The 17,211-nt window shown below is 67.1% G+C and carries 16 protein-coding genes; 13 read left to right on the forward strand and 3 right to left on the reverse strand.

Annotation, left to right across the window (positions count from 1 at the left end; all coding sequences use genetic code 11):
• The first annotated feature begins 268 nt into the window (after window positions 1-268).
• The 12 genes from C2U31_RS26070 to C2U31_RS26125 are packed head-to-tail and all read left to right on the forward strand — an operon-like array spanning window position 269 to window position 12,183.
• Window positions 269-730 carry a GDP-mannose mannosyl hydrolase gene (locus C2U31_RS26070; protein WP_304562619.1) on the forward strand — a complete coding sequence of 154 codons (462 nt, stop codon included), beginning with the start codon at window positions 269-271 and terminating at the stop codon, window positions 728-730.
• On the forward strand, window positions 727-2,157 hold the full coding sequence (locus C2U31_RS26075; protein WP_103275453.1) for a mannose-1-phosphate guanylyltransferase/mannose-6-phosphate isomerase: 1,431 nt from the start codon (window positions 727-729) through the stop codon (window positions 2,155-2,157). Before C2U31_RS26070 ends, C2U31_RS26075 begins: the two co-directional genes overlap by 4 nt.
• Window positions 2,144-2,551 carry a VanZ family protein gene (locus tag C2U31_RS26080; protein ID WP_199770897.1) on the forward strand — a complete coding sequence of 136 codons (408 nt, stop codon included), beginning with the start codon at window positions 2,144-2,146 and terminating at the stop codon, window positions 2,549-2,551. Before C2U31_RS26075 ends, C2U31_RS26080 begins: the two co-directional genes overlap by 14 nt.
• Window positions 2,552-2,561: 10 nt before the next feature.
• Window positions 2,562-3,671, forward strand: coding sequence for a GDP-mannose 4,6-dehydratase (gene gmd, locus C2U31_RS26085; RefSeq protein ID WP_103275454.1), 1,110 nt, complete (start codon window positions 2,562-2,564; stop codon window positions 3,669-3,671).
• Window positions 3,672-3,677: 6 nt separating this feature from the next.
• Window positions 3,678-4,631: a GDP-L-fucose synthase gene (locus tag C2U31_RS26090; RefSeq protein ID WP_103275455.1), complete on the forward strand. Its 954-nt coding sequence runs from the start codon at window positions 3,678-3,680 to the stop codon at window positions 4,629-4,631.
• A 36-nt stretch (window positions 4,632-4,667) separates the two neighbouring features.
• Window positions 4,668-5,984: a lipopolysaccharide biosynthesis protein gene (locus C2U31_RS26095; RefSeq protein ID WP_103275456.1), complete on the forward strand. Its 1,317-nt coding sequence runs from the start codon at window positions 4,668-4,670 to the stop codon at window positions 5,982-5,984.
• A 22-nt stretch (window positions 5,985-6,006) separates the two neighbouring features.
• Window positions 6,007-6,909 (forward strand): glycosyltransferase family 2 protein, encoded by a 903-nt coding sequence (locus C2U31_RS26100; protein ID WP_103275457.1) that lies wholly within the window; start codon window positions 6,007-6,009, stop codon window positions 6,907-6,909.
• Window positions 6,910-6,948: 39 nt separating this feature from the next.
• Window positions 6,949-8,238: an O-antigen ligase family protein gene (locus C2U31_RS26105; protein WP_103275458.1), complete on the forward strand. Its 1,290-nt coding sequence runs from the start codon at window positions 6,949-6,951 to the stop codon at window positions 8,236-8,238.
• Window positions 8,231-9,373, forward strand: a complete 1,143-nt coding sequence (locus C2U31_RS26110) for a glycosyltransferase (RefSeq protein ID WP_103275459.1) — start codon at window positions 8,231-8,233, stop codon at window positions 9,371-9,373. Before C2U31_RS26105 ends, C2U31_RS26110 begins: the two co-directional genes overlap by 8 nt.
• Before the next feature lie 13 nt (window positions 9,374-9,386).
• Window positions 9,387-10,274, forward strand: a complete 888-nt coding sequence (locus tag C2U31_RS26115; protein ID WP_103276587.1) for a glycosyltransferase family 2 protein — start codon at window positions 9,387-9,389, stop codon at window positions 10,272-10,274.
• Window positions 10,271-10,930, forward strand: a complete 660-nt coding sequence (locus C2U31_RS26120; protein ID WP_103275460.1) for a putative colanic acid biosynthesis acetyltransferase — start codon at window positions 10,271-10,273, stop codon at window positions 10,928-10,930. Before C2U31_RS26115 ends, C2U31_RS26120 begins: the two co-directional genes overlap by 4 nt.
• Entirely contained in the window at window positions 10,927-12,183 is a 1,257-nt protein-coding gene (locus C2U31_RS26125; RefSeq protein WP_103275461.1) for a glycosyltransferase WbuB, read from the forward strand. The genes C2U31_RS26120 and C2U31_RS26125 overlap by 4 nt, the downstream gene beginning before the upstream one ends.
• A 14-nt stretch (window positions 12,184-12,197) precedes the next feature.
• Here C2U31_RS26125 and C2U31_RS26130 read toward each other — a convergent pair whose 3' ends face one another.
• The 3 genes from C2U31_RS26130 to C2U31_RS26140 all read right to left on the reverse strand — a co-directional run bounded on the left by C2U31_RS26130 (window position 12,198) and on the right by C2U31_RS26140 (window position 16,101).
• Entirely contained in the window at window positions 12,198-12,860 is a 663-nt protein-coding gene (locus C2U31_RS26130) for a response regulator transcription factor (protein WP_103275462.1), read from the reverse strand.
• Window positions 12,861-13,207: 347 nt separating this feature from the next.
• Window positions 13,208-13,957, reverse strand: coding sequence for a response regulator transcription factor (locus C2U31_RS26135; protein ID WP_103275463.1), 750 nt, complete (start codon window positions 13,955-13,957; stop codon window positions 13,208-13,210).
• 554 nt (window positions 13,958-14,511) lie between these two features.
• Window positions 14,512-16,101, reverse strand: a complete 1,590-nt coding sequence (locus C2U31_RS26140; protein WP_103275464.1) for a hypothetical protein — start codon at window positions 16,099-16,101, stop codon at window positions 14,512-14,514.
• 382 nt (window positions 16,102-16,483) lie between these two features.
• Here C2U31_RS26140 and C2U31_RS26145 point away from each other — a divergent pair, with 382 nt between their 5' ends.
• Complete coding sequence (locus C2U31_RS26145; protein WP_103275465.1) at window positions 16,484-17,155, forward strand: TetR/AcrR family transcriptional regulator; 672 nt, start codon at window positions 16,484-16,486, stop codon at window positions 17,153-17,155.
• The last annotated feature ends 56 nt before the right edge of the window (window positions 17,156-17,211 follow it).

Genomic DNA, 17,211 nt, shown 5'->3' on the forward strand with positions numbered 1-17,211 from the left:
TGGCCCCCCCCCCGAAGCGCTGCGCGCTTCCCCCCCAGGGGGGCATGCCTGCGGACCGGCGGAGCCGGATCCGCGGCATCCCGATTGCGTGGCAGCGGTGGCGTGCGGGGGGGCTGTGCTGGAGGCCGCCGCTGGTGGTGGTGGTGCGCCCGGGCTGAAGGCCGCCGCCACTGGTGGTGGCGCTTCCGGGCTGGGGGCGGCGGCTGCATGCGGTGAGTCTGGTGTGCACGGAACGGCGGCTTCGGGCGCGGCGGAACCGGCCGGCGGCCTGCTGTCGCCGGCGGATTTCCGGCGGGCGGTGGAGATGCTGCCGCTGGTGTCCATCGATCTGCTGCTGCACGACGGCCAGGGGCGCTACCTGACGGGGCTGCGCAGCAATCCGCCGGCCCAGGGCGCCTGGTTCGTGCCCGGCGGGCGCATCCGCAAGAACGAGCCGCTGGCGCTGGCGCTGGACCGCATCGCCCGCGAGGAACTGGGCCTGCACGCAATGGCCGCCGCCTGGACGCCTTGCGGCGTCCACGAGCATTTCTACTCCACCAACTTCGCCGGCGAAATCAACCGCTCCACCCATTACATCGTGCTGGCCTACGAGGCCGAGCGGGCGCTGGATCCGGCCAGCCTGCCGCACGCGCAGCATCGCGGCTACCGCTGGCTGTCGCCCGCCGCCATCGTCGCCGACCCTGACGTGCATCCCTACACCCGGGCCTACTTCAAGGAGTACGCGCCATGACCAATCCCCCTCCCCCCTACCGCGCCGTCATCCTCTGCGGCGGATCGGGCTCGCGGCTGTGGCCGCTGTCGCGCGAGCTGCTGCCCAAGCAGTTCATCCGTTTGACCGATGACCGCAGCCTGCTGCAGAACACCCTGCTGCGGCTGGATTCGGCCGGCGCCCAGGCGCACCCCACGCTGGTGTGCAACGAAGCCCACCGCTACATCGCGGCCGAACAGGCGCAGGAGCTGGGCATCAAGGATGCCGAGCTGATCCTGGAGCCGCACGCCCGCAACACCGCGCCGGCCATCGCCGCCGCCACGCTGCGCGCCATGCGCGGCGGCGAGGACCCGGTGATGCTCATCATGCCCTCGGACCATGTGCTGGAGGACGGCGAGGTGCTGGCCACGGCCTATGCGCAGGCCTATCTGGCGGCGCGCCAGGGCGCGCTGGTGACGTTCGGCATCACCCCGACCGCGCCGCTCAGCGGCTATGGTTACATCCAGGCCGATGCGCCCGCCGCCATGGCGCCCGCCCGGCGCGTGCGCCGCTTCGTCGAAAAGCCCTCGCCGGAGGTCGCGCAGCGCTTCATCGAGGAAGGCAACTACTACTGGAATAGCGGCATGTTCGCGTTCCAGGCCTCGGTCTTCCTGGCCGAGATGGACCGGCTCGCGCCGCGCATGTTGCAGCAGGTGCGCGCCGCGATCGCCGCCGGGCATGGCGACGATGCGCTGTTCCAGCTTGACGGCCCCGCCTTCGAGGCCTGCCCCAGCGATTCGATGGACTACGCCATCATGGAACGCACCGACAGCGCCGTGGTCATCCCGCTGGCCGCGCCCTGGAGCGACGTGGGCGCCTGGGACGCGGTCTGGGGCATCGCCCCCAAATCGGTGGAGGGCAACTCGACCACCGGCGACGTGATGGTGGAGGATTCGCGCAACTGCCTGATCCATTCCACCAGCCGGCTGGTGGCCTCGGTGGGGCTGGACGACATCGTGGTGATCGAAACCGCGGACGCGGTGCTGGTGGCCCACAAGTCGCGCTCGCAGGACGTCAAGCGGCTGGTGGAAGCCTTCAAGGTCCAGCACCGTTCCGAGCTGAACCATCATCGCGAGGTGCAGCGGCCCTGGGGCTCCTACGACTCGGTGGGCCAGGGTCCGCGCTACCAGGTCAAGCGGATCACGGTCAAACCCGGCGCCCGGCTCTCGTCGCAGATGCACCATCACCGCGCCGAGCACTGGATCGTGGTGTCCGGCACGGCCCGCATCTACAACGGCGACAAGCAATACCTGCTGACGGAGAACCAGTCCACCTACATCCCGCTGGGCGAGATCCACAGCCTGGAGAACCCGGGCAAGATCCCGCTGGAAATCATCGAGGTGCAGTCCGGCGCCTATCTGGGCGAGGACGACATCGTCAGATTCCAGGACATGTATGGCCGCGCCTGATTCCGTTCAGGCGCCCTTCTGGCGTCCGGGGCTGGCGCGCGTCTGCGTGCCGGCGGCGGCGCTGTTCTTCCTTGCGCTGGTGACGATCGGCAACCTGCCCGGCCTGGCCGCGCAGATGTCCGACGCCTACGGCGACAAGCGCCTGCACCTGGCCGCCTACGCCACGCTGACCTGCCTGGCCTACGCCTCGTTCAACCGGCGGCCCGCCCTGTTGGCATTCCTGTCCGCCACCGCGCTGGGCGCGCTGGATGAAGGCATCCAGTCGTTCTTCCCGTACAGACAGGCGGATCTCTTAGACCTTTTGGCCGATATCTCGGCGGCGGGTGCGACAGTAATCTCATTGCACATTGGTTCCGCAGCCATCGGCTCCTTTCGTGCAGTCACTAAGTCTTAAGGATACAACCATGCCAAAACGGGCACTGATTACCGGCGTCACAGGCCAAGACGGCGCCTATCTGGCGGAGTTCCTGCTCGCCAAGGGCTACGAGGTGCACGGCATCAAGCGGCGGGCATCGCTGTTCAACACCGCGCGCATCGACCATCTGTACCAGGATCCGCACGACCAGCCCCGCAACTTCGTGCTGCACCATGGCGACATGACCGATTCGTGCAGCCTGATCCGCATCGTGCAATCGGTGCAGCCCGACGAGATCTACAACCTCGCGGCGCAGAGCCACGTCGGCGTGTCGTTCGAGGAACCGGAATACACCGCCAACGCCGACGGCCTGGGCACGTTGCGCCTGCTGGAAGCGATCCGCATCCTGAAGCTGGAAGACAAGTCGCGCTTCTACCAGGCCTCGACCTCCGAACTGTACGGCCTGGTGCAGGAAACGCCGCAGCGCGAGACCACGCCGTTCTATCCGCGCAGCCCCTACGCCGCCGCCAAGCTCTACGCCTACTGGATCAGCGTGAACTACCGCGAAGCCTACGGCATGTACGCCTGCAACGGCATCCTCTTCAACCACGAATCGCCCAAGCGCGGCGAGACCTTCGTCACGCGCAAGATCACGCGCGGCCTGGCGCGCATCGTACTGGGCCTGCAGGAATGCCTGTACCTGGGCAACCTGTCCGCCCTGCGCGATTGGGGCCATGCGCGCGACTACGTGGAAATGCAGTGGCTGATGCTGCAACAGGACAAGCCCGAGGACTACGTCATCGCCACCGGCCGGCAGTACAGCGTGCGTGAATTCATCAATACCGCCGCGCGCGAGCTGGGCCTGCTGCTGGCCTGGGAAGGCGAAGGCGTGGAGGAAACCGCCACCGTGCTGTTCAGCCCCATCCACGACATCAAGCCGGGTCAGGTGATCGTGCGAGTGGACCCGCGCTATTTCCGTCCGACCGAGGTCGAGACGCTGCTGGGCGACCCCACCAAGGCCCGCGAGAAGCTGGGCTGGTCGCCGCGCACCAGTTTCGCGCAGCTGGTCAAGGAAATGGTCGAGAGCGACCTGAAGGAAGCCCGGCGCGACGCGCTGGTCGAGCAGAACGGCTATGAAATCTACGCCTACAAGGAGTAAGCCGCCATGACGAACCTGGATCAGCGGGTGTTTGTCGCAGGCCATCGCGGCATGGTGGGCGCGGCGCTGGCCCGCGAACTGGACCGGCGCGGCTATCGCAACGTGATCACGCGCGGCCGGCAGGAGCTGGACCTGGAGAACCAGAACCAGGTCCACCGCTTCTTTTCCACCACGCCGGTGGACGTGGTGTACCTGGCGGCCGCCAAGGTCGGCGGCATCCTGGCCAACCAGAACCACCCGGTGGATTTCCTGTACCGGAACCTGATGATCCAGAGCAACGTCATCCGCGCCGCCTACGCGGCCGGCGTGCGCAAGCTGCTGTTCCTGGGTTCCTCGTGCATCTATCCGCGCGAGGCGCCGCAGCCGCTGCGCGAGGACGCGCTGCTGACGGGCCCGCTGGAATCGACCAACGAGCCCTACGCCATCGCCAAGATCGCCGGCCTGAAGCTGTGCGAGGCCTACCAGCGGCAACATGGCGCGCGCTTCATCTGCGCCATGCCGACCAACCTGTATGGCCCGCGCGACAACTACGACCTGCACAGCAGCCATGTGCTGCCGGCGCTGATCCGCAAGTTCCACGAAGGCCGCGAGGCCGGACAGGCCAGCGTGACGATCTGGGGCACCGGCGCGCCGCTGCGCGAGTTCCTTTACGTCGACGACCTGGCGCGCGCCTGCGTCATGCTGATGGAGCACCCGGATGCCACGGGCATCTACAACATCGGCGCCGGCCAGGACATCGCGATCGCGGAACTGGCCACGCTGGTCGCGCGGGTGGTCGGCTTTCGCGGCGCGATCGACTATGACAGGTCCAAGCCCGACGGCACGCCGCGCAAGCTGATGGACTCCGGACGCATCCGGGCATTGGGCTGGCGTCCGGAGATCTCGCTCGCGCACGGCATCGAGCTGGCCTACGGCCATTTCCTGCGGGAGCATCCGCAACAGGCGGTGCCCGTGGCCTGAGGGTCGCGCCCGCGAGGACGACAGACAGGCTTACCGATGCGCGCTTTCCTCAGCAGACACGTCGCCGGCAATGCCTCCTTCTGGGGGCTGGTGGAGTACGGCGCGGGACCGGCCGCCGCGCTGGTCGCCCTGCCCATGCTGTTCCGGCAGCTGGGCACGGTCGGCTTCGGGCAATATTCCATGATCATCGCGCTGGCCGGATTCGGCAACGCCGCCAACCTGGGCGCGGCCGTCACGGCCACCAAGCTGGTGTCCGAACGCGCGCACGAGCCGGGCGGCGCCTACCGCGCCGCGGGCGTGGGCATGGCGTTGATAAGCTGCGCGCTGGCCGTGGTCTCGGCCATCGCCCTGCTGCTGTGGCTGGTGGTGGGCCTGGGCTGGCCCGGCGCCACCTTCGGCGGCGTGGCGGTCACGCTGCTGGCCATGCCGGCGCTGGCCGTCTACCTGACCCAGCAATACGACCAGCTGCTATCGGGCTGCCTGAAGGGACGAGAGGACTTCCGCGCCACGGCGCTGTGCGAGGCTTTCAGCCGCGCCGGCACCATGGGGCTGGCCTGCGCCGCGGCGCTGGTGACGGCCTCGCCGACCTGGACCGCGCTGGCGCAGGCGCTCGGCCTGCTGCTGGCCGGCACCGTCAAGATGTTCGTGTTCTCGCGCGCCTACGGCCATGCGCTGCTGCGCCCGGTGATCGACCGTCCCGCCATGATGGCGGCCTTCAGATTCTCGCGCTGGTCCTGGCTCAACAGCCTGAGCGCGCTGGCCTTCGGCTCGGTGGACCGGGTGCTGGTCGGCGGCCTGATGGGCCCGGCCGCGCTGGCCATCTACACCGTCGGCGTACAGGTCGGCCAGATGATTCATACCGCCTCGGTGGCGGTGTTCCAGAAAGCCATGCCGCGCGTCAGCCGGCTGCTGGCGGCGCCGCCCTTTCCCGGCGCCGCCGAACGCGAGGTCCGCCGGCAGATGCTGTGGAACCTGGCGCTGTCTGCCGGCGCCACGCTGGCCGTGCTGGCCGCCAGCCGGCCGCTGCTGGACCTGATGCTGGGACCGGCCATCGCGGCCGGCCATCTGCACACATTCCGGCTGCTGATCGTCGCGTCGGGCCTGTTGTCCTTGAACGCGGCCGCGCACTTTTCGCTGCTGGGCATGGGCAATTCGCGCGCCATCGCCATTTTGAACGGACTCGGAGGACTGGCCATGCTTGCCATCATGGCCGCGCTCGCCGCCAGCGCAGGCGAACAGGCCGCGGCCTGGGGCCGCATGGCGTATGCCGTCATCACCCTGGCCGGCGTCGCCTTGGCGATCCGCCAGTCCCGTCCGGAATTCCAGGGCGCCATGCCCGCCGCCACCCGCTAAACCGAACCAGGAAGAGGCCCCCATGAGCAAGCGCCACAATGAATACACCCGCGAGCTGGTCGACTTCGTCCGCGAGCTGCGTCCGCCCGCCCCCATCGCCGGCGGCCTGCTGCCCAAGCTGAGCATCGTGACCCCGTCGTACAACCAGGCCCGCTTCCTGGAGCGAACCATCCTGTCCGTGCTGAATCAGGGGTATCCGAGGCTGGAATACATCATCATCGACGGTGGCTCCACCGACGGCAGCGTGGACATCATCCGCAAGTACGAACGCTATCTGACCCATTGGGAAAGCCAGCCGGACCGGGGCCAGTCGCATGCCATCAACAAGGGCTTCGAGCGCGCCACCGGCGAATACGTGGGCTGGCAGAACTCGGACGACCTGTACTTCCCGGGCGCGCTGCGCAAGCTGGGCGCGGCGGCGGCGCGCGGCCGGGCGCCGATCGTCAGCGGCAACCTGTTCGTGGCCGACGCCAACAACCGCATCTTCCGCAAGATCCACTACACCCCGGTCAACCGGGGCACGCTGACCGTGGTGAAGGCGTCCATTCCGAACCAGTCCGCCATCTTCCGGCGCGACCTGCTGAAAAAGCACGGACTGCTTCAGGAGAGCATGCGCTATTGCATGGACCTGGAACTGTGGAGCCGCCTGCTGCGCGAGGGCAAGAACGTCATCGTTCCCGAGGCCATGGGCGTCTACACCGCGCACGACGAGACCAAGACCGCGCTGATGCAAGACGTGCTGCTGGAAGAACGCAAGCAGATCGTCGACCGCATCCGCAACAGCGAACCCGGCCTGGGCAAGCTGTTCCAGCTGTCCTGCCGCGCCTCGAAGGTGGCGGCCCATGCCCGCCAGGGCGACCTGTCCTACCTGTTCGAAAAGCTCGCCACCCGGCTGCTGGGCCGGGACGACTGGACCGCGCACTAGGCGCGTCCGCCATCCCCCCAGCGCCACGGAGCCGCCGTCATGCACAGCCGCCATCTGTCCACCCTGCATCTGCTGGGCCTTTTTGCCTTCACGGCGCTGGCCTTGAACGACGACAGCTTCATCCTCGGCGTGGGCAGCTTCAAGCTGTCGCCCTTCGACGTCATCTTCGTCGCCATCCTCGTCGTCAAGGCGATGCGGCTGGCGGATCCGGCGGCCTACGCGCTGCCGCGCGGCGCGCTGGGCCTGCTGCTGGGCATCCAGGCGCTGTCGGTGGCCTATCTGCTGCTGGTGTCCATCGACCATCCCGGCATCGAGACCGGCGACGTGGCGCGCGACCTGCGCATCGTGTTCTATTTCCTGACCACGCCCTTTCTTTGCTACAAGGACATCGACACGCCGCATGCCTATGCCGTGCTGCAGAAGTACATCATCGCAGCCTGCCTGACGGTGGCCACGCTGATGCTGCTGCAACAATTGCAGGGCTTCAGCATCGCCAACCCGGTGCGCAATGTCCGCCTGGGCGTCTGGGCGATTCCGCTGGGCGTGGTGTCGCTGCTCTACTTCCGGCGCACGCTCAGGATCTCGGGCCCCAAGGCCTATGCGCTGACGCTCTACATGCTGCTGGCGCTGGTGTTCTCGCTGAACCGCAGCCAGTACCTGCAGCTGGCCGTGTCCGTGCTGCTGGCCATGATGCTGGCGTCCGGCTCCGAGGTGCGCCGCCGCGTCGTGCTGATCTTCGCGCCCGCCGCCGTCGCCGGCGTGCTGGTGTTCGCCAGCATCGGCTACCTGGACGTGCTGACCAACCGCATCTTCAGCGTCGAGCGGCTGGACGAGGACTCCAGCTACGGCGCGCGCGTGCAGGAAATGCAAGGCCAGATGGACTTCTTCGCGCAAAGCCCGGTGTTCGGCAAGGGCGCGGGATTCCGCAGCTGGGTCATGGGCGAGAATGGCTTCGAGCTGAGCACCTTCGCGCACAACTCCTGGGCCTTCTACCTGATGAAGTTCGGGCTGGTCGGCACCATCATGATCATGCTGCCGCCCCTGCTGATCCTGCTGCTGACGCTGTTCCGGCGCTACGCCCATCCCGGCCTGGAACTGCACCGGCGCTACCTGCTGGCCACCGCGCCCATCTACATCTTCATCGACTCCATGTCGGGCGGCCTGGCCTATGCGCCCAAGACCGCCTTCACCGGGTTCCTGCTGTGCTACTGCCTGTCCCTGCTGCGCAACGCGCGCGCCATGCCCGTGCCTGCGCGGGATCCCGCCGATCCCGGCAACCGTCCGGATGCGCCGCGCCGGACCCTGACGCGAGTGCTGCCCCATGCCTGATGTCATGTTTGTCGCGCCGGACCTGCACGGCGGCGTCGGAAGATGCGTGGCCTTCATCGCCGACGGCCTGCCCGCCCACGGGGTCGATGCCTCGCTGTTCCTGCTGCGCGCCCGCAACCGCGAATACCCCATCGACAATCCGAAGGTGGTCAAGGCGCTGCCGGTGATCGAATCGCCGACGGCGCTGCGACTGGCGCTGCCGCTGGCTTTCGCCCGACTGCTGGCGCAGATCCGTCGCGACAAGCCTGCCATCGTGTGCTCGCACGGGCTGCTGTGCAATATGCTGGCCGTGGCCGCCCGCAAGATCCTGCGCGGCCGTTTCGCCATCGTGGCGTTCGAACACAGCAGCCCGGCCATCCACTACGGCGCCTCGCGCATGCGCCGCCTGAAATACTGGCTGGTCAGCCAGACCTACCGCCGCCATGACGCCGTGGTCGGCGTCTCGGAGGGCGTGAAGGAAGATCTGGTCAGCATGTTCCCGCCGCTGCGCGGCAAGGTTCATACCATCTACAACGGCGTGCCGCTGGACGACGTGCGCGAGCAAAGCGTCTCGCCGCCGGCCCCCGCGACGGCTCCGGCCGCCAGGGACGAACCGTACCAGGTCGTCGCGGTCGGCAGGCTGGAGGCGGTCAAGGACTACGCCACCCTGATCGACGCGGCCGCGCTGCTGGATGATCCGCGCATCGCCTTCACCATCGTGGGAGAAGGCTCGGAGCACGCGGCCCTGCAGCGCCGCATCGATGCGCGGCCGTCCCGCACCACGGTGCGCCTGGCGGGTCATATCGACAACCCCTTCCCCACCATCGCCCGGGCCGGCGCCTTCGCCCTGACCTCCGTGCGCGAGAGCTTCGGCAACGTGCTGGTGGAGGCGCTGTGCCTGGGCGTGCCGGTGATTTCCACCGACTGCCCGCACGGCCCGGCCGAGATCCTGGACGCCGGCCGCTACGGCCTGCTGGTCCCGGTCGGCGACGCGCCCGCGCTGGCGGCGGCGGTCCGGCGCCTGGCCTACGACACGGCGACGCGCGAACGGCTGGCCGCCGAAGGGCCGGTCCGCGCCGACGCATTCTCCCTAGACCGGCACTGCCGCGACGTCATTGCGCTATTCCAGCCCTTGATGCGCCGTGGCGCGCCCTGACCTGGATCGCATCATGCAGAAAATACCGGTATCCGTTGTGGTCATGACCAAGAACGAAGAGCGCAACATCGCCAAGTGCCTGAAGGCGCTGGCAGAGTTCGACGAAGTCTTCGTCATCGACTCGCGCAGCACCGACGCGACGTGCGCGCTGGCCGCCTCGCTGGGCGCGAAGGTGGTGGACTTCCAGTGGAACGGCAAGTATCCGAAGAAAAAACAATGGTGCCTGGAGCAGCTGCCTTTCTCGCACCCGGTCGTCCTGTACGTCGACGCCGACGAAGAGATGACGCCGGCGCTGGCCCGCGAAATCCGCGCCAGCCTGCCGCGCTTCGAGGCCGGCGCCGGCGGCGCCTTCGTGCCCTTCGACTACGTGTTCTGCGGCCGCAAGCTGCGACACGGCCACCGCGTCTACAAGCTGGCGCTGCTGGCCCGCGACCGCTCGCGCTTCCTGGACTACGACGACCTGGACGTGGCCCACATGTGGGAAGTCGAGGGCCACTACCAGCCCCAGGTACAGGGCCAGACCTTCGCGTTGCGCGAGCCCATGGTCCACAATGACCATGACTCGCTGTTCCACTATTTCGACAAGCACAACCGCTACTCGGACTGGGAGGCAAGCCTGCGCGTCAAGGGCCTGATGAACGACCCGCGCGAAGCCAACCTGGGCGGCCGCGCGCTGCTCAAGCGGCTGTTCCACGCGCTGCCGTTCAAGGCTCCGATCTCCTTCCTGCATTCCTATGTATTCCGCCTGGGCTTCCTGGACGGCAAGGCCGGCTTCGACTATGCGGTCGCGCGCGCCATGTACTACTGGCAGATCCGCATCAAGACCGAGGAAATCCGCAAGGCCCGACAGGCCTGCGCCGAGGATGGCGACGACAAGGTGGTGGCGGGAGCGGCGAAATGATCCCCGCCCGTCGGTTCCACGCGGGCCCGGCGCGCGAGGCGGATGTCGCGGATGCGACGGATGCGGCGCATGTCTGGCCACGCGTCGGAGACCCGCCTGGCGCGCTGCAGCGGCTGGACCTGTTCACACTGGCGCCCGGCCAGCGCGGCCGCTCCGCGCTGACGGTGCAGCTCTGGTGGCTGGTCCAGGGTTCCCTGTTCCGCTGGTCGCCGCAGTTCGCCTATGGGTTCCGGCGCTGGCTGCTGCGGCTGTTCGGCGCGCGCGTCGGCGCCAAGGCGCTGATCCGGCCCAGCGCCACCGTGACCTATCCCTGGAAAGTCGACATCGGCGAGCATGCCTGGATCGGCGACGATGCCGTGATCTACAGCCTGGGGCCGGTGCACATCGGCGCGCACGCCGTGGTGTCGCAGCGCAGCTACCTTTGCGCCGCCGACCATGACCCGGACCAACCCGACTTCCCGCTGCGCGAGCGCGCGGTGCGCATCGAGGACGGCGCCTGGGTCGCCACCGACGTGTTCGTCGCCCCCGGCGTGACCGTGGGCCGCGAAGCCGTGGTGGGCGCGCGCAGCTCCGTCTTTCGCGATCTGCCGCCCGCCATGATCTGCCACGGCACGCCGTGCAGGCCCGTGCGTGCGCGCGGACGGGAGCGCGCATGAAGATCCTGATCTACGGCATCAACTACGCCCCCGAACTGACCGGCATCGGCAAGTACAGCGCGGAGATGGCCGAATGGCTGGCCGCCCGCGGACACAGCGTCAGCGTGGTCACGGCGCCGCCCTACTATCCGCAATGGCGGGTGCATGACGGCTATCGCGCCGGACGCTATGCGCGCGAGGAGCGCGCCGGCGTCTCGGTGCGCCGCGCCCCGTTGTGGGTGCCGGCGCGGCCCGGTGGCGTCAAGCGCCTGCTGCACCTGGCCAGCTTCGCCCTGTCCAGCCTTCCCAGCCTGCTGCGCGCCGCCGCTGGGCGGCCCGACGTCATCCTGGTGGTCGAGCCGGCGCTGTTCTGCGCGCCCGCGGCATGGCTGGCCGCCAGGCTGTGCGGCGCTCGCGCCTGGCTGCACGTGCAGGACTATGAAGTGGACGCCGCGTTCGAGCTGGGCCTGCTCAAGGGCGCCTGGCTGCGCCGCGCCGTCGCCCGCGCCGAGCGCTGGCTGATGCGCCGCTTCGACCGCGTTTCCACCATTTCTGAGCGCATGCTGGCGCTGGCCAGGGACAAGGGCGTGGAGCCCGCCCGCGCCGTGCTGCTGCCGAACTGGATCGACGCGCAGGCGATCACGCCGGACCTGGACGGCGGCGCGTACCGCGCGCAACTCGGCATCCCCGCCGACGCGATCGTGGCGCTGTATTCCGGCAACATGGGCGGCAAGCAGGGCCTGCAGGTCCTGGCCGACGTGGCCCGCCGCCTGGAAGGCGAAACGCGGCTGTGGTTCGTTTTCTGCGGCCAGGGACCGGAACGGGCCGCGCTGCAGGCGCGCTGCGCCGGACTGGCGCGCGCACGCTTCCTGGACCTGCAGCCCGCCGAACGCCTGGGCGAGCTGCTGTGCATGGCGGACATCCATCTACTGCCGCAGCGCGCGGGCGCGGCCGACCTCGTCATGCCGTCCAAGCTGACCGGCATGCTGGCCAGCGGCCGTCCTGTGGTCTGCGGCGCCGCGCCGGGCACGGAACTGGCGGGCGTGATCACGCGCTGCGGCCTGTTGACTCCCCCTGAAGACGCGGCGGCCATGGCCGAGGCCGTGCTCAGCCTGGCGCAAAACGGCGCGGCCAGGGCCGCGCTGGGCCAGGCCGCGCGGCGCCATGCCCTGGCTCATCTGCACGTGGACGCGGTGCTGGGCGCGGCCGAGCGCGAACTGGCGGCCCTTGCCGTCCCGGGCAGGACACAGGCCTCGCGCGCCCGCGACGCCTGACGGCGTCCGTCCGATCACTCCGAAGGTTCGCGCGGCGTCGGCGGCAGGCCCACGCCGCTGACCAGCCCCAGCTGCACGGCGACATAGGCGGCCTCGGCCTGATTGCGCGCATTGAGCTTCCAGTACAACGTGCGCGCATGGCTCTTCACGGTGGCCACCGATATGCCCACCTGCTCGCCGATCTCGCGCATGGTCTTGCCCTGCACCAGCAGCTGCAGGATCTCCGCCTGCCGCTGCGTCAGCTCGCGCAGCTCCAGCGCCGGCGCGGCGGTGCGCGGCAGCGGCCGGCCAGCCGGCTGCGGATAGCATTCGCCTCCCGCCTGGACCAGGCTGACCGCGGCCGCCAGGGCGTCCGGGCTGGATGCCTTGGGCAGATAGCCGGCCACGCCCGCGCGGGCGCAAGCCGCCATCACCGCCTGATCCAGCACGGAATACAGCACCATCGCCAGCCTGGGCCCGAAGAAGGCGATGGCCTGTGTCAACAGCGCGATATCGTTCTCGGCGATGCCGCCGCAACCGACCACCAGCATTTCCACCGGACGGTTGAGCGAATTGGGCAGGTTGAGCATCTGGGCCGGCGAGATCGCCAGGATGTCGTCCGTTTTGCGCACGCGCTCCAGCACATGCTGGATGGCGACGCGAAGCAACGCATAGTCTTCGATTAGAACGGTTGTCATCCCGAATGGAACCTTGCGACACAGGGCCCAAATGCGGTTCCCATGTCGCACGCGAGACGGATCGCGATGCGCGCGCGGCCGCGCGACGGCGCGGTTCACGGGAATCCTGTCCGCTGCTGCGGCCCGGGCGGCGTGCTGTGGTTCGCCGTCCCGGCCCGCACTTGCGGACACGAACCATGCTATCAGCGGCTATCGCCGTTGAATCTCGTTCAGGAGGATGATTGGGGGAGGACTGAGGCGCTGCGCAATGCAGGCGGAACTGCGATGAAAGCACTAGGAGGGAAGGCGGGGCGGCATCGCGTCGGGCCAGGCTGCCTGCCGGGTCGGCAGCTGGCGCGCGCGCGGTATCAGCCTGCTTTGCGGCCGTATAGTTGTCCTGCGTCGACTTCCCTGCCGTTGGGCTCGTGCCATTCCAGCGTGGCGCCGCGCTGCAACGCCGCGTACACGGCCTCGCCCTTGTTCTTCACATGCAGGCGCTGATAGAGCGTGCAGGCATGCGTCTTGGCGGTGGCGACCGAAATGTTGAGCATGCGGCTGACCGTCTTGATCGGATAGCCCCTGGCCAGCAACACCAGCACCTCGTACTGGCGCGGCGTGATCTGCAGCAATTGCGCGCCCGCGCTGATGGGCATGGCGCCCTTGGCCGCGGCGTCATCAGCGTCATGCGCCGGCAACGCGCAGATCGTCTGGGCGGGCGCCTGCAAGGCCTGTTCGCTGGGGAAGCACTGTCCTCCCGCCATCACCAGCCGGATCGCCGCCTCCAGGATCTCGACCGATGCGGTCTTCATCAGACAGCCGTAGACGCTGGCGCCCGGCAGACCCTGGACGGGCATCGGCAAGGGCATCACATCGGTCAATAGCAGGATGCGCTTGGGGGTGAGCACGCGCTGGATCTCATGCAACGCGCTCCAGGCCTCATCCGTATCCACCGGAAGTCCGTAGATCAGGAGATCAGCGCCGGCATGGACGCCATCGGCCTTGGACACGTCCGCCAGGCCCATCCCCTCGATCTCCCACACGTCATCCAACTTGCTCAGAATCTGCCACAAACCCAGCCGCAGCAGCGGATGAGCTTCAATCAGGACCATCTTGGCCATGATGTCCTCCCGGTTTACTAGACAGGCCTAGAAGGGATCTTCGCTGTACTGAAGACTTATTTTTCCAGCCCCGCGAAGCGGGTCCGCGGTAGCCCTGGATATGTGAATACATCGTATCCGGGTATTTTGGCTGGGAGACTTTGGTAGCCACCATTACGGCGGATGGCATGAGTCCATCTTATGGTTCGGGATTTGCAAAATCAAGACGTTTCAGGGCGATATAATCCGACAAAAACAGAAATCAATCGTTAGCCTTAATCGCCCTCGTAAATAAGGATGAAAACATGTTCTCATCCATTTCGACGCTAGGGTTTACACGGAGTTTCATAGAGAGGGAAAGGCCTTCCCACGGGCGGAGAAAGCCGAATGACAGCCCGGAATTCGGCTGTTGGCAAGCTTCGGGGGATGAGGCTGGCACCATCCTGGTGCCTGGCCCGATGGGACGCCGGCGTGGCAAGAATTATCGATATGTTGCGCCGGACACATCACCCCAGGATATGGGCCGATTAATCGAAATATAGGTAACACTTTTATTTTTTCGGACGCACGGTCATTTACTCCATATAGGCGAAGTCGAATACCGTGTGACCGCCCTGATGATGCCAATGGTGCATCGAAGCATGACGCCGTCCCAGAAAATTGGCGTAGTGTATTTCTCCGTCATCCTCGACGTAGGAGTGCGGCGACAACTGCTCGATCCGGTTGAGCGACACGCCCTTGCCGTAGTGGCAGAAGCCCTGGTACTGCGCGCAGCGGATGACGTCTCCGCCAGGCGAGACAACGATTCCAGCGTTGCGCGCCCGCATCGGGTTGCGCACGATGGGGTTGCAGGCATGCGGCGTCCAATTGGTGGAGAGCGGCGAATCGGCGAAGAACGCGAACAGCTCGTCGCAATGGCTCTGCCCGTCCGTCCTGTCGATATTGGTCAATAGCCACCAGTATTCCCCGTGCTTGAATATTATCGTATCGACAGCGGAAACATTACTCATCAGATTATATTGAAGCTCCCACTTCAATGGAAAATCCGTGCATTTCCATAATTCTATGCTGCGATTACCGCAGGTCTCCGGCACCATGTAGGTGACACCTTCATATTCAAATATATACGGGAACGACAAATGGTACGGCAGGTTCAGCGCCGTCCCCAAAAGGCGGAAAGCCCCGTCGGAGTACGTCGCGACCGAGATCGTCCCTTTGCGCGAGGAGAAGTCGTAATCCTCGAAAAATATATAGGGCTGTTTATCGTGGGTATATACAAAGGGATCAGCGAAAAACCTGCCCTTGGGTGGCTGCAACACCATCGCTTCGGATATCACCGCCTGCTGCCGGCCCGACGGAAACATGCCTATCCGCCAGCGCACGTTACGTTTCATGATGCGACGCACAATAAAATCAGCCATTAACCAGGCCTGGCGGGCGACATACGCCGCGCCGTCCCAGGCCACCGGATCCCGGCGCCGCTCGCCGCTCATGATCTGCATGCCAGCCGGCGGCGTGCGGCGCGCGCGCGCCAGCGCCTGCAGCGCGTCGCGGACCATGAAGTTGCCCAGGCAGAATGCGCGCGCCCGATTCTTCAGCCAGAAGATCTCGGTGTTGAAGCTGCGCTGGTCCAGCAGCTCGTCCTCGTCCTCGCTCGCGCCCAGGCGCCACAGCTTGACCGTGGTGTGATCCGCCCGCTGATACACCTCCCAGAATCCCGCATAGCTGCCGCTGGCAACCGCAACGTCGGAATAGCTCAACTGCCAGGCGCCCTGGCGCGCCCAGCCCGCGATACGCTCGCGCGGCACAGGCGGCGCGCCCAGCACGATCACCAGGTCCAGCCCCGGCGGCGCCAACCGCTCCGCGCCGCCGCCCGCCGTCATCTCGACGATCTCAGTATCGGGACCGGGCAGGTGCTCGCGCAGGTCGCGGCAAGCCAGCTGCGCGCGCGGCTTGCTTCCAAGCAGCCGGGACTCGAAACGGGACAGCGCGCCGAAAAAAGCCCTGGCGCCGAAATGCGCCTTCGTTTCCGCGCCCGCGCGGCCGGCCACCAGCAGAGCGGCGATCTGGAAGTCCTGGCTGTGCGCCAGCCATTCGACCAGCTCATGCATCCAGCCGGGCTGCTCGTATCCGTCGACCAGCAGTCCCACTCTGTAGGTCTTCATTTCTCCAGCTCCTGTGTCGGGGCAAGGGCCAGCCGCCGCCAGCCGGCGGGCTGGCGGCGCAACCATAAGGGCATGGCTACACAGCCTTCATACGGATACTGAAACGTTTCGCAGGCATCTTCCAGCGAGCTTTCAGCCTAGGGCTGGCGCACGAAGCCAAATGGCGCATGGCGCGCCCACCGAGCGCCCTTGCCTCGGCCAAATTCGCCGGGGGAGTTCATCCATCCGGACGTAGCAGCGCGCGGCGCGCGGGGCGCGGCGGCCGGCATCCCTCTGCCTTGTCTCATGCCCCTGGGGTAAACCCTATTCGGGATTGCAGGGACTCGCTCTTGCCGGAAATCTGTCGCATACTCAATTTAAACGAACGTTTGAATTCAACCTCATGCAAGAACTCAGATCCTCTTCAACCCGGGAATCCATCCTGGACACTGCCGAGGCGTTGTTCGCCCAGCAGGGTCATGACGGCACGTCGATGCGCCAGATCACTGGCGCGGCCGGCGTGAATCTCGCGTCCGTGAATTACCACTTCGGCTCGAAGGAGTCGCTGGTGCAGGCGGTGCTCAAGCGCCGCCTGGCCGTGCTCAACAGCGAGCGCATGCGCCTGCTGGACGAGCTCGAAGCCCAAGCCGAGGGCAAGCCGCTCAAGCCCTCGCAAATCGTTGACGCCTTCTTCGGCACGCTGCTGCGCCTGGCCGCCGACCCGGAGCAGGCGGGCAGCACTTTCCTGCCGCTGCTCGAACGCACCATGACCGACCCCACGGACTTCATCCGCGCGCTGTTCGCGGAGGAATACGCGGACGTGCTGGACCGCTACCGCAACGCGCTGTTCGCGGCGCTGCCGGACGTGCCGCGCGCCGAAATCATGTGGCGCTTTCAATTCATGCTGGGCGCGACGTCCTACGCCATCATCGGCACGGACCTGCTGCGCTCGGTCACCGGCTGGGTCATCGACGAAGCCGAACAACCCAACAACCCCGAACTGCTGCTGCCGCGCCTGATGAGCTTCCTGCTCGGGGGCCTGCGCGCGCCGCTGCCGCAGCGGCCATCCTGTTAGAGCCAGCAACGGTCAGGCCCCCGGCAATGGGCCGAACATTGCGATAGGAGACAAGA

The sequence above is a fragment of the Achromobacter sp. AONIH1 genome, assembly GCF_002902905.1.
Taxonomy (GTDB): Bacteria; Pseudomonadota; Gammaproteobacteria; order Burkholderiales; family Burkholderiaceae_B; genus Achromobacter.